Source organism: Corynebacterium sp. LaCa_70, from assembly GCF_058182015.1.
Genome location: NZ_CP190914.1, coordinates 228,882 through 241,238, shown reverse-complemented (window position 1 = coordinate 241,238; position 12,357 = coordinate 228,882). Strand labels below are relative to the sequence as shown.

Genomic DNA, 12,357 nt, shown 5'->3' with positions numbered 1-12,357 from the left:
CCATGAATGTAGTCCGCTCAGAAATTGCAAAACTAACGAGTCTGCGCAGCACGTGGGTCTACGCGATCCTGCTGGTGGGTTCGATTGCTGGACCCGTCGTGTTGATGGGGCTGTTCGCCTCGGATTCCACAACGGATTTTTATTGGAATGACCTGCTGATTGCCGGGGACCTGTTTCAGATGCTCGCGATTATCTATGCTGCGGCATCGACCTCACGCGATCTGGCGCACGGCATGCACGGGCAGGCATTTTTGACCCAACCGCAACGTTGGAACTGGTTAGCGGCAAAAATGCTGGTCACCGGGGTGTTTGTGCTGGTGTTGCTCGCGGTTTCTATCGGGATATCGCTCGTGGTCGCGCCAGTTTTTGGTTTGCACCTAGATTCCAGTGAAGCCACCAGCATCCTGTGGGCTGTGCTCATTGGTTACCCGTTGTATGCCGTGGCTGCGGTTGGTTTGGCCGCGCTGGTGCGTTCACAGATCGCGGCGGTCGGGCTACCGATCGTCTGGATGCTGATCGTTGAGCAACTGCTGGGCTCTGCCGCGATGATCTACGAATTCCTACGCCCAGTCGCCCAACTGCTGCCTAACACCACCTTTGGCTCGTTGACCACCGGTTTTGCTTTCTACGACTACATCCACACCGGCTGGGCTGGCGCCGCAGTGTTGGTTGGCTGGCTGGTCGTGCTGTGTGGGCTGGGCTTTCTCGCCAACCAGAAGCGCGATGTGAAGTAGGGGTTAGGAATTACTTACGGCGACTAAACCTTTTATGACGGTTGTCGTTGCCTAGCCCGCCGCTGCTGCACATACAGCACACCACCGAAAAACGCCCAGCACCAGTGCGCAATAAGCAATAGCAGCATTGGGGTGCCGACGATCATCCACGCGTTATGGCCGCTGGCGTTGGTCAGTTGATTCAAGCCCGAGACCACCGTTCCAACCGGGAATACGCAGGACCACCAGGTGGGGTTATATGCCATGGAATTGTGGAATACTTGCGGCCAGTGTTTCGAGGCCGCGATGAGCAGTATCGGTATTCCGATCACCATGATCCCCACACCGGATACGTAAGCAAAATGATCCCAGGGTGCGCTGCGCCCCAGCAACTGCGCCCCGGCTGTGGTCTGGCCAATCACGCCCAGGGGAATCCAATAAATGGTGGTGAAGTTCAGCGGCATTTTTAATTTCTGTCGGGCCAGGCCAATATACACCGCTACCAGCACCGGAACCGCTGTAATCAGCGGCATCAACAGCCCCACCACGCCAATGGCATGCACAAGAAACGATAGCGTGCCGTTACCACCGGTATCGGTGAGGTGCTGGGAAAGTGTTCCCGCCGGGGCTCCGGCCACCGCAGGTGCAAGCAGCGGTAACGCCCAGGTGAAGTTGGCCGCCGAATACTGTGCACTCGGCAAATAAGCCAGGTAACGGACAGCCACCACGAAAGCGAGCACAGTACCAAAAATCCAGTAGACGGTGTGCAACCACCACCAGCCAAGAACCGCGGAGGTAGCCATCGACAGCGAAAGCACCCCCATGGCGGTCATCGCCCAGGCCGGGAGGTGTTCTGCCACAAACGGTGGGTTATGGTGTCGCACAAATCCGACAATCACCCAAGCCAGCATGGCCGTCGCAACGAAATACCAGGCCACCGCCGCTGCGTGACCGACGGCGCTAGCTCCCCAGTAGGCTTCGACACCCAGTGCGAGCGCCGCCGTACCCATCACAGACGCCGCCCACCCGGGGCCAGCGGGCGGCAGGCTCAGTGCAGTGCGTTTCGGTCGCGGCGCGGGCGGTTCGTGGTGCAAGTGCGGCGTTTTAGTCACCCACCCCATTCTAGACGCGACCTACATCACAGTAAGGTCGGGGCCCAATTTTCATCAACTATTGTTTGCCCCGGTCACAGTGCTATTGTTTTGTCAATCAGATGATCAAGATAGGCAAAACTCAGCAATAAGGATCACCGTGGCGCGACCGAAAACCAGCCAGCAAGGGCGCATGCAGTCCGGGGAGCAGCTGCGCGTTCTTGCCGACGTCGCCACGCCATTTTTCGCCGCCGAGTTGCTCATGAATCTCGCGCTGACAGTCCCGCACGCGATTTTGACGCCGCTGCTGCTGGACAAAGGATTAAGCCTGTCGCAGATCCTGCTGGTGCAGGCCGGTTTTAGCATCGCGGTATTGCTTTTCGAATTCCCCTCGGGCTCCATCGCAGACATGATCAGCCGCCGCACGCTGTATTTTATTTCCCGGCTAGTGTTCTGCGCGTTCTTCCTGCTGGTGATTTTCGGGCACGGCTTTCCGTTAATGCTGCTGGCCTGGATCATTTATGGCTTGGCGACGGCCCTAGAATCCGGCACCCTGGATGCCGCGCTGATCAACAATGCGAAAAACCGGCAGGGCGCAGCAGCAAGCACGGTGGGTGGCCTAGCAGGCACGGTGGATGCGCCGGATACGCAAAGCGCCGCGGGCCCCACTGCGCCGGATCATGTTGAATCACGCATTTCCTGGTTGGTGCGCAAGGAAGGGCAAAGTGCGTACCTCGGCATGATGATCGGCAGCACCATCGGCGCGCTGCTGTATTTGTCGGTGGGCGCGAATATTTATTTCATTTCTGTTGGAGCCACGGTGATTTCCGTCGTCACGATCGCGTTGTTCTTCCGGATCCCGGAGCAGCACAAGGTGGCAACCGTCGGCGGGAGTAAAGCCGCAGCGAACGTCGGCGAGAATGAAGCCGGGGCGAGCGTCGACAAGCATGATGCTGCACGGATTGGCGGTGCGCGCAGGTTGTGGCAGGAGCTGAGATCACACGCGAGTGCGACCGTGGAGGAGATGCGGGATTCGTCGGCGTTGCGGAAGTTTTTGCTGCTTGCGGTGGTTGCGCAGGCGTTTTTACAGTTGCATTTTCAATTGTGGCAGGCCGTCGGTTTGGAAAAGGGGTTCGCGGAGTCGCACCTGCTGTTTCTATATCTGCTGTTTATTGGGATGTCGTTTGGGGCCTCTTTTATTCGCCCGGAGGTGCTGTTCCGGCGGCGCGCGCTCGTGGTTGCCGCCGTGGTGGCGTTCCCGGGGTTGGCGTGGCTGTCGTATCTTGTCGACGGCTGGGTTTACCTGGTGTTTTACGGGGCGCTGGCGTTTTTGCTGATCGTTTTTGCCAATTATTCCGCCTTCGGGGTGCGGCGGGCGTCGTCAGTAGAACGCATCGGCGCGGTGACCTCGCTGGTCGGTGTCGTCGGGCGCATCGGGGCGATCGGGGTATTGGCTGTGGCCTCAGTGTTTGTGAATTTTTATAGCGCGGCAGCGGTGGCTTCCGGCGGGTTCGTGGTGCTGGTCGTGTTGGGGCTGGGATGGGTTGGTCTGCGGCAGTGGCGAGTAGGGCAAAAGTAATTAGTCCACGGCCCCGGGCACTTCGAACTAACCGCGCCGCTGCTGAACATGCCGCACACCACCGAAAAACGCCCAGCACCAGTGCGCAATGAGCAACAACAACAGCACATTACCGATGCCAATCCACACGACTTGCCGGCTAGCGTTATTCATTTGGTTAAGGCCCGAGACCACAGTTCCCAACGGGAACACGCAAGACCACCAGGTCGGGTTATACGCCATGGAATTGCGGAATACTTGTGGCCAGTGTTTCGAGACCGCAATAATCACTACGGGAATGCCGATCACCATGGTGACCACGCCAAAACCGTAGGCAATACTGCCCCACGGTTCGCTGCGCCCCAACAACTGCGCGGCGGCCGTAGCCTGACCGACCAACCCGAGCGGGATCCAATAAATAGTGGTGAAATTCGGCGGTATTTTTAGTTTCTGTCGGGCCAGGCCGATATACACCGCCACCAATAGCGGAACCGCTGTAATCAGCACCAGAAACAAACCGACTACGCCGATAGCATGCACAAGAAACGATAGTGTGCCGCTACCGCCGGCATCGGTGATGTGCCGGGCGAGCATTCCCGCCGACGCCGCGTTCACCACCGGTGCGAGCAACGGCAATGACCAGGTGAAATTCACCGAAGAATACTCAACCCTGGGCAAATGCACTAGGTGGGGCAGGTAACGAATCGAAACCACGAAAGCCAGCACCGTGCCAATTGCCCAGTAGGCGGTGTGTAACCACCACCAGCCGAGCACCACAGACGACGCCATCGACAGCGCAAGGATCCCCATCGCCGTCATCGCCCATGCGGGGAGGTGTTCGGGCACAAACTGCGGGTTGCGGTGCCGTACAAACCCCGCAATGACCCACACCAGCATCGCCGTGGCAAGGACGTACCAAATCACCGCGCCGGCATGCCCGGCGACGCTAGCACCCCAGTAAATTTCGACGACCTGCGCGAGCGAGGCACTTCCCATCACCGCAGCAGCCCATGCGGGCCCGGCTGGTGGCAGGGTCGTCGTTGATTTTTGCTGTGGGGCACGTGTCGTTTTCGCTGCGGGCGGTTCATGGTGCAGGTGCGGCGTTTCGGTCACCTACATCATTGTAAGAGCACAAAGATTGCCACCATAAAAGCACCAGCGTAAAATTTTCTGCACCGATAAATGAGAGTGTGAGGCGCCTATGAAAACCATGTCCTATTCCGCTTCACAGGCACACTTTGCTGAGATGCTTAATACCGTGACTAATGATCGTGAAGAAGTCATCATTACACGGGCAGGACACGAGCCGGTAGTGGTCATCTCGCTTGATGATTATGAATCATTAAAAGAAACCGCATACCTACTCAAAAGCCCGGCTAACGCTCGCCGAATACTAGCCTCAATTGAACAGCTCGAAAATGGCGAAGGCACTCAACGGGATTTCTAGGCTATTGGTCGCGGAGAATCACAGATGAGCACCGGCTAGTTTATAAAATTTTCGGAGATGAACTTCGCATTGCTTCCTGCAGATACCACTATGGGCGTTAAGACCCGCTAGAGTTGCCAGACTTCACGTCGCCAGTATCGTCAGCACCGTCAGTGTCGCCAGTCTCGTTAGCGTCGTCAGTATCGCCAGCGCCACCAGCGACATCCCCGTCGTCCACCGCAACCTGCTCAGCTATCCCACGTGCAGCACGTTCAGTCGCTTCGTACGGCTCTATGTCTTCCAGGTACTCGCCGGTCTCGTAATCGTATTCAATGGCGCGCCCCTGCTCGTCGGTGCGCGTGTACCACCCAACATTCTCGGTGGCATGCGAATCCCAGTTACCACCAGCAGAATAATCGCTATCCGGTGGGCATTCCTCAATCGACAACGCAAAGTTGTCGCCGTATTTCGACACGCCTTGTTTTACCGAATTCGCCACCAAGCGGTCGCCATAAATCCGGCGCACGGTAAATGGGTCATTCCGCAGCTCTTTGAACAATGCCACTGACATCAAAATCAAAATGAACGCGAACGGCAACGCCGTAACCACCACCAGGTTCTGCATACCGCGTAGCGCGTCCTGTCCGCCCGAAAGCAAAATCACTACGGCGATACCAGCCATGCATAAAACCCAGAACGTCGTAATCCACGGGTTTGGGTTAGGGTTACCTTTTTGCGATAGCTGCGAGTTCACCAATGACGCCGAATCTGCCGTCGTCACGAAGAAAATAATCAGCACCACGATGATGATCGGCGCAATAATGTGCGCACCTGGCAACTGGTCTAGCACCACAAAGAAAATCTCTTCTGGTACCGGCATCGTATCTGCTGTGCCATCAGGTGCGATCGAATGATCCCGGTTTTGCAGCCAAATCGTCGTACCACCCAGCACAGCAAACGCCGTCATGATGATGGTCGACGGAATAAACAACACACCCAGCACGAACTGGCGGATGGTGCGCCCACGCGAAATCTTTGCGACGAACACCCCGACGAATGGCGCCCAGGAAATCCACCACGCCCAGTAGAACGTGGTCCACGCAGACAAGAACGCCTGCATCTCTTCGCCTTCGCCCATGTGCGCAGACATCGAGTCACCAAATGATGCGAAATACTCGATCATCACCGCTGGCAATGCGTTCATCAAAAACGCGGTCGGACCAACGACAAAGAAAAACACCGCGATGCCGATCGAGAGCACCAAGTTGATATTCGACAGCACACGAATTCCCTTGGCCACGCCGGAGACCGCCGAGGCGATCGTCGCGATGGTCAGCACCATGATGATGATCAGCGCAACCGTATTGCCAGCCGTCGACCAGCCAGAAACCACCTCGAACCCGCTGGCGATCTGCAAAGATCCAATACCCAAGGTTGCGGCGGTACCGAAGAGCGTGGCAACGATCGCCAAACCATCAATAATGCGCGCCGGCAGCGAATCCGTAGAACGATTCCCCAATAGCGGCAACATGATCGAACTCATTAGCGGTACGCGGCCGCGTCGGAAAGAAACATAGGCGACGCACAGGCCGACGATTCCGTAAATTGCCCAGGCACTCGCGCCCCAGTGCAGCGTCGATTGCACCATCGCGCCCTTGATTGCTTCTTCGCTGGCGGCCTCATACGCGCCCGGCCGTGGGGATAAATAGTGGCTGAGCGGCTCATACGGCCCGAAGAAAATAATGCCGATGCCAATACCAGCCGCAAACAGCATCGCTGCCCAGGACAGCGTGGAATACTCCGGCTTCTCATCGTCCAGCCCCAGCGGGATGCGGCCGTATTTGGAGAACGCGAGCACCAGTAGCACAAAGAACAGCACCACGGCGATCATGGTGAACACCCAGCCCAGGTTGGTCATGATCCAATCCAGCGCCGTGGATGACACGTCGAAAACCTGCTCCGGAGCCAGCACGCCCCACAGGATGAACGCCACGACCAAGCCGCCCACCACGGTGAGCATGGGCTTGTCGACGCGATAGCGGATCTTTTGATCCTCCACGGACACGCCCGGCACCATCGCGGGGTGAATATTGTGCGGGTACGTCACCTCCCGCAGGATGCGTTTGGCTTTTGTGCCTGCACCTTCGGCATCATTGTCCGCCATCGCCGCTCTCCTTGTAACTGTTCTTCAATTCTGGGGTGTGTTCTCTTTGCTGTTTTTGCCGTTCCCAGCATTTTTCAACAAATTCCGAGATAACTGCTATGCAACTATAAGCCAGGCTGTCACATAAATCACGTTGTATATTCACGCCCCACTATTGGCCAGACGGCCAAGTTTATGGCAGACTAACAGAAGTCGACTTGGCCACCCGGCCAAGTAGGTCGCGTTCGCACTACAGATCGCAACCCGCACCTCAAGCAGAACCCCAACACATCTCTCAACCCACAAGGCGGTGCTGAAACCCATGACAGCGATGCAATCCCCCGCGGCACGTTGGTTCGCGCTGGCCACACTCGTCGGCCCCGTGCTGCTGCTCAGTATCGACATGAGTGTCATCAGCATCGCCGTGCCCGCCATCAGCGCAGGCCTCGGCCCCACCTCCGCACAAATGCTGTGGATCATCGATATCTACAGCTTCCTGCTGGCAGGGCTCTTGGTGCTGGCAGGCTCGCTCGGCGACCGCTTCGGCCGCAAACGCATGCTCATGATCGGCGCCCCCGCGTTCGGTTTGGCCTCCTTGGCGACGGCATTCGCCCCCAACCCGGAGCTACTGATTCTCGCCCGCGCCGCCCTGGGTGCCTCCGCGGCCACCCTCATGCCCTCGACGTTGGGGCTGATCCGCACCATCTTCTACGACGCGCACGAACGACGCCTAGCCATCGCCGTATGGGCAGCCGCCTTCGGTGGCGGTGGCGCGCTCGGTCCGGTGCTCGGTGGGCTGTTGTTGGAACACTTCTGGTGGGGCTCAGTATTCCTGATTAACGCCCCGGTCATGGCGCTATTCCTGCCCGCCGCGTGGTACTTGCTGCCAGAATCGCGCGACCCGAACCCGCAGAAATTCGACTACCCTTCGGCTGCGCTGTCCATCGCCGGTCTACTCCCGGTCGTCTACGCGCTGAAAACCCTGATCAAACAGCCATCGGTGGCCTCCGTCGTCGCGTTAGTCGCGGGTATCGCTTTCATCGCGCTATTCATCCGCCGCCAGCGTCGTATCCCCAACCCGATGATCGACCTGGAACTTTTCGCGCGCCCCGGATTCGCCGCCGCGATCACCGTCAACATGCTGGCCACCCTCGCACTACTGGGGCTCACGTTCTTCTATCCGCAGTACCTCATGCTGGTCAAAGGCCATAGCTCCATGAGCGCGGGCCTGTGGATGCTGCCGCTGGCCGTGGCGACGATGGCCGGAACCTTCGTTTCACCGTCCGTCGCCAAGCGGGTCTCCATCCGGAAGGTCATCACCATTGGTTCTGCGATCACCGCGTTTGGTTTCGGTCTGGCATCGTTCTTGGACACCGGATCGGCGATGCTGCTGGTCGTGGTTGCGGCGGCAGCGGTCGGTTTCGGCATTGGCTTCTCGGAAACCCTGACCAACGAGGTTGTGCTCAGCACCGCTCCCCCGGCGCGCGCCTCGGCGGCCTCGGCGATTTCGGAAACCGGCTACGAATTCGGCGGCGCGATGGGCACCGCCCTGCTCGGCACCCTGGGGCTGGGAGTATATGCGCGGAACCTGCATGCCGACGAGCATGGGTTGGAAGGCGCGCAGGCCGTCAGTGCCCGCGATACCCTCGGCGGGGCGCACGAGATCGCCGCTAGCCTGCCCGCCGACCAGGCACGCCAGCTCATCGACGCCGCCAACGACGCCTACCTGACCGGCATGAATGTCGCCACCGGTGCGGGCGCACTCATCGCCCTGGGCGCGGCGGCCGCCGGCTGGTGGGGCATCCGCGAATATTCCCGACGCATCGAGGAATCCGTCCACCACCCGCAGGAGATTTCACCGCGATGAGCAGCACAAACTCCGGTTCTGGCTCCCAGCAGTCCCGCAAGCGCATCCCCGCCGAGCAACGCCGCCGCGAACTCACCGCCGTCGCCCACACCGTCATGGCCCGCGATGGGGCATTCGGCTTGACGACGCGCGCCGTCGCTAAGGAAGCCGGGGTGCCGCATGGTTCGGTGCACTACGCCTTCCACTCGAAAGACGAGCTGATCCGTGCCGTCGTCCGGGACGATATTGACCGCTCCACGGCCGCTTTTCGACGCTTCGCCGCCCCGGAAGCCAACACCCCGGAACATGCGGCAAGCCCGGCAGAGCAGGCCACCGGTTCAGCCGCAGCCCCGGCTCAAACAGAGCAGGCCGTTTCCCCAGAAGGCATTCTGCACGCCGCTTTTGCCAGCTACGCCGATAACTTGATCGGCGACCCGTGGGAAGAAGCCGCGCAGCAAGAACTCGCGCTGATGTGCGCCCGAGACGAACAGCTGCGGGTGATCATGCAAGAGTCCAACGCCAGCTATCGCGAACTGATCGGCAGCATCCTGGACTACCTCGCCGCAGCCACCGGGAAAACCTGGGCGCAGCCAGCGGATATGTTGGCTGAAAATATCCTCGGCGCGCTGTTTGGCACCGCGCAGCTGTGGCTGATCGATCGTGACGACGCCACCCTATATGCCAGCTTGGCGACGCTCGCGAAGGTCTACGCGGCGCAATTGGGTAAGTAACGCCCGATGAGCGGCACAGCCGTGCTGGAGCGCTAGCGCGCTGGCACTGCTAGCGTCCCGCCCACACATAGTCGTCGGCAAACGCTTCCGGGTGGCAAAAAATAGGCACGCACCCCCAAATAAAGGGTAGTAATGATTACTAGCTTTCAACAACCCCCTAGACGTGGCGCTGGGGTGCGACTAATGTGTGTTTCAAGCCACAATACCGGAAGAGTTTGGAGTTAAGATGAATACTTCTCGGAACAATAAAAACGTAGGACTGGGTATTCTAATCGCACTATTGAGTTCAGCTTTGCTGCTTCTGGCAACTTCGTTGCCCAGCTCAGGGTTTACGACTCTTCTTTGGGTTATTGCGTTTTTCGGGTTCGTAGGAGCTACTTATATATTGGGGCGGGAAGCTGTAGCGAAACGAGCAGCAAAATCGTGAAATAATGGCTCAGTCAGATCCGTCTGGCTGAGCCATTATTTGCTTTGCACGCATGGCCGTCCGGGGCGACAGTTGGCAATCTCGGGGGAGCTTTCCGGCTTGTTGCTTCGGTGACCTAGCAGTGGACGGTGCCGACTGAGCAGCCGAGTTTGGCTGCGCGCTCAGCTCCATGCTTCTTAAACGCGATGAAGTTTTAGAGAACTAGCGCAGCTAGCGTCCCGCCCATACGTAGTCGTCGGCAAGCGCTTCCGGGCGGAAACTCTCGAGAGCTTCATGCAACGACGTCGCACCAGCACAACCAATGGACGCGAAAATCTCGCCGACGACTCGAGCGGCAGGCATGGTGCGCAAAGAAATCGGGCCATCGCGCTTCGCCAACCTCTGCCCGTCGGCGTTGACCACCAACCCGATGTGCACATACTCGGGCGCGTCCAGCCCCAACAGCTGCGCCAGATAGGCCTGCCGCGGCGCAGACGACAACAAATCATTCCCCCGCACCACCTGCGTGACCTGCTGGTGCGCATCATCGACCACAACCGCCAGGTTATAGGCATAATCACGCGCCTGCGTCGCATTGCCACCACGACGCACAATAAAATCATCCACCCGGCCGGTGTACTCGCCGTGCAACCGATCGGTGATGCTGAACTCGCTGCACCCCGCACGCAGCCGCAACGCCGGAACCCGCCCCTGCCCAGCAAGTTCCTCGCGTTTCTTCCCGCGCTGCGCCTCGCTCAAATCCCGGCACGTACCCGGATACTCGCCCGGAAGCTGATGCGGCGCCGACGCCGCCTGCTGGATCTCCTTGCGCGAGCAATAACACTCATACACCAACCCTTGGCCTGCCAGCTTGTCGACGGCTGTGGCATAAGCCGCCTCCCGATCCGACTGTCGCAACTCTGCACCGCGATCATCCCAGTCCAGGCCAATCGCCTGCAGGTCCGTCAACTGACTGTCGATGAAGTGTTCCCGGCACCGCTGCGAATCTAAATCATCGACGCGCACCACAAAGCCCAGCCCGTCGGCACGCGCGAACAACCACGCCGCCACCGCGGTGCGCAGATTGCCAAAGTGCAGGTCCCCAGTCGGCGACGGCGCGTAGCGGCCGACGCCCCCGGTGCCAGCAGCGTTAGCTGTAGCACCAGCAGCAACGCTAGCCCCTGCAGCGCTATTTGGTGTGTGCATAGTACCGGCCCAAGAACTCATCGCGGTACTCGCGGTAATAACCGCCGTCGATCGATTGCCGGATGTTATCAACCAGGCGAATCATGAATTCCAGGTTGTGGATCGTGCACAACGTGCCGGCCAGAAATTCCTTGGCCTTGAGCAAGTGCCGGATATACGCGCGCGAGTAATTCTGCGAAACATAGCCGCCGAATTCCTCATCGACACCAGAAAAGTCCCGCTCGAAGCGCTTGTTCTTCAGGTTCATTCGGCCATCCAGCGTGTAGACACCACCGCGGCGGCCCAGGCGCGTCGGCGAGACGCAATCGAAGGTATCCGCACCGTTTTCAATCGCCCAGAACACGTCGTCCGGTTCGGAAATGCCCAGCAGGTGGCGAGGTTTATCGTCGGGAAGCTCCTCGCACACCCAGCCGACGATCGTGCCCAGCATCCCCTTATCCAACGCGCCACCAATGCCATAGCCACCGAAACCACGCCGACCGGCAGCCTCAGCCTCCTGCGATAACGACACCAGCCCCCGGGTGGCCTGCCTGCGCAGATCCTCATGCTGTGCACCCTGGATCACGCCCCACAGCGACTGCTTCGGCCGGTGCGCACGCTCCCGCGTCAACCGGTCGTGCTCTAGCAGGCAGCGCTCCGCCCACCGATGCGTGCGCGCCACCGATTCTTCCTGGTACGCGCGGGTATCGACCAGCGTGGTCAGCTCGTCGAACGCAAACATGATATCCGCACCCAAACCATGCTGAATCTGCAGCGACTTCTCCGGAGTAAACCGGTGCCGCGAACCGTCCAACACACTGCGGAAATTCACGCCGTCCTCGTCGACAATCGCCAACGAATCCTTGTTCACCTTCCGCGGGGTGTACTCAGCCATCTCCTGCTCATAGTCCATCTTGATGGTCTTTTTATGCCCCACGCCCAGGCTCATCACCTGAAAACCACCAGAATCGGTGTAGGTAGGCCCATGCCAGCTTTCAAACTTGGCGACGCCGCCGGCCTCATCGACAATGTCATGGCCGGGCTGCAAATACAGGTGGTACGCGTTGGACAGGATCGCCTGCGCACCGGTGAGCCGAATTTGTTCCGGGCTCAGCGTTTTCACCGTCGCCTTGGTCGCTACCGGGATAAACGCCGGGGTATTAATCGGGCCATGCGGGGTGGTGATCGTGCCCGTCCGGCCCTGCATTCCCGGCAGATCCAGGTGGGTATTGACGGTGAAACTCAGATCAGTCATAGC

The 12,357-nt window shown here is 59.2% G+C and carries 10 protein-coding genes and 1 pseudogene; 6 read left to right on the top strand and 5 right to left on the bottom strand.

From position 1 onward, the window contains the following. The first annotated feature begins 2 nt into the window (after window positions 1-2). The gene (locus ACP8MI_RS01075; protein WP_049149534.1) at window positions 3-734 is read left to right on the top strand and encodes a DUF2705 family protein; all 732 of its coding nucleotides are present in this window, start codon (window positions 3-5) and stop codon (window positions 732-734) included. A gap of 32 nt (window positions 735-766) precedes the next feature. Here ACP8MI_RS01075 and ACP8MI_RS01070 read toward each other — a convergent pair whose 3' ends face one another. Next, on the bottom strand, window positions 767-1,825 hold the full coding sequence (locus ACP8MI_RS01070) for an SLAC1 family transporter (protein WP_420361704.1): 1,059 nt from the start codon (window positions 1,823-1,825) through the stop codon (window positions 767-769). Between the two features lie 139 nt (window positions 1,826-1,964). Between ACP8MI_RS01070 and ACP8MI_RS01065 the strand changes: the two genes are divergently transcribed. Next, window positions 1,965-3,383, top strand: coding sequence for an MFS transporter (locus ACP8MI_RS01065; protein ID WP_284589404.1), 1,419 nt, complete (start codon window positions 1,965-1,967; stop codon window positions 3,381-3,383). Between the two features lie 27 nt (window positions 3,384-3,410). Here the strand turns inward: ACP8MI_RS01065 and ACP8MI_RS01060 are convergent, their stop codons facing one another. Continuing rightward, entirely contained in the window at window positions 3,411-4,475 is a 1,065-nt protein-coding gene (locus tag ACP8MI_RS01060; RefSeq protein ID WP_284589403.1) for an SLAC1 family transporter, read from the bottom strand. Window positions 4,476-4,563: 88 nt separating this feature from the next. Here ACP8MI_RS01060 and ACP8MI_RS01055 point away from each other — a divergent pair, with 88 nt between their 5' ends. Together ACP8MI_RS01055 and ACP8MI_RS01050 are read left to right on the top strand one after the other, a co-directional pair. Further along, window positions 4,564-4,809, top strand: coding sequence for a type II toxin-antitoxin system Phd/YefM family antitoxin (locus tag ACP8MI_RS01055; protein WP_284607262.1), 246 nt, complete (start codon window positions 4,564-4,566; stop codon window positions 4,807-4,809). Beyond that, a pseudogene (locus ACP8MI_RS01050) lies at window positions 4,800-4,910 on the top strand (type II toxin-antitoxin system YoeB family toxin); the annotation flags it as partial. The gene ACP8MI_RS01055 and the pseudogene ACP8MI_RS01050, both read left to right, overlap by 10 nt. On the opposite strand, the gene ACP8MI_RS01045 reads toward ACP8MI_RS01050, so the two are convergent. Beyond that, window positions 4,907-6,952 (bottom strand): BCCT family transporter, encoded by a 2,046-nt coding sequence (locus tag ACP8MI_RS01045; RefSeq protein ID WP_284589401.1) that lies wholly within the window; start codon window positions 6,950-6,952, stop codon window positions 4,907-4,909. The pseudogene ACP8MI_RS01050 and the gene ACP8MI_RS01045 sit on opposite strands and share 4 nt — an antisense overlap. Window positions 6,953-7,253: 301 nt before the next feature. On the opposite strand from ACP8MI_RS01045, the gene ACP8MI_RS01040 reads away from it, so the two are divergent. Beyond that, the gene (locus tag ACP8MI_RS01040; RefSeq protein ID WP_249606282.1) at window positions 7,254-8,798 is read left to right on the top strand and encodes an MFS transporter; all 1,545 of its coding nucleotides are present in this window, start codon (window positions 7,254-7,256) and stop codon (window positions 8,796-8,798) included. Beyond that, window positions 8,795-9,508, top strand: a complete 714-nt coding sequence (locus tag ACP8MI_RS01035; protein WP_284589400.1) for a TetR/AcrR family transcriptional regulator — start codon at window positions 8,795-8,797, stop codon at window positions 9,506-9,508. Before ACP8MI_RS01040 ends, ACP8MI_RS01035 begins: the two co-directional genes overlap by 4 nt. Before the next feature lie 637 nt (window positions 9,509-10,145). Here the strand turns inward: ACP8MI_RS01035 and gluQRS are convergent. Then, a complete protein-coding gene (gene gluQRS, locus ACP8MI_RS01030) occupies window positions 10,146-11,120 on the bottom strand; it encodes a tRNA glutamyl-Q(34) synthetase GluQRS (RefSeq protein ID WP_284589399.1) in 975 nt (324 codons plus the stop codon). Further along, window positions 11,104-12,354: a tRNA guanosine(34) transglycosylase Tgt gene (gene tgt, locus ACP8MI_RS01025; protein ID WP_284589398.1), complete on the bottom strand. Its 1,251-nt coding sequence runs from the start codon at window positions 12,352-12,354 to the stop codon at window positions 11,104-11,106. Before tgt ends, gluQRS begins: the two co-directional genes overlap by 17 nt. Window positions 12,355-12,357 lie beyond the last annotated feature (3 nt).

What these genes read in the sequence shown, in the direction of transcription:
- ACP8MI_RS01075 (WP_049149534.1), top strand. Translation starts at nt 3, where the DNA reads ATGAATGTAGTCCGCTCAGAAATTGCAAAACTAACGAGTCTGCGCAGC.
- ACP8MI_RS01055 (WP_284607262.1), top strand. Translation starts at nt 4,564, where the DNA reads ATGAAAACCATGTCCTATTCCGCTTCACAGGCACACTTTGCTGAGATG.
- ACP8MI_RS01045 (WP_284589401.1), bottom strand. Translation starts at nt 6,952, where the DNA reads ATGGCGGACAATGATGCCGAAGGTGCAGGCACAAAAGCCAAACGCATC.
- ACP8MI_RS01040 (WP_249606282.1), top strand. Translation starts at nt 7,254, where the DNA reads ATGACAGCGATGCAATCCCCCGCGGCACGTTGGTTCGCGCTGGCCACA.
- ACP8MI_RS01035 (WP_284589400.1), top strand. Translation starts at nt 8,795, where the DNA reads ATGAGCAGCACAAACTCCGGTTCTGGCTCCCAGCAGTCCCGCAAGCGC.
- gluQRS (WP_284589399.1), bottom strand. Translation starts at nt 11,120, where the DNA reads ATGCACACACCAAATAGCGCTGCAGGGGCTAGCGTTGCTGCTGGTGCT.
- tgt (WP_284589398.1), bottom strand. Translation starts at nt 12,354, where the DNA reads ATGACTGATCTGAGTTTCACCGTCAATACCCACCTGGATCTGCCGGGA.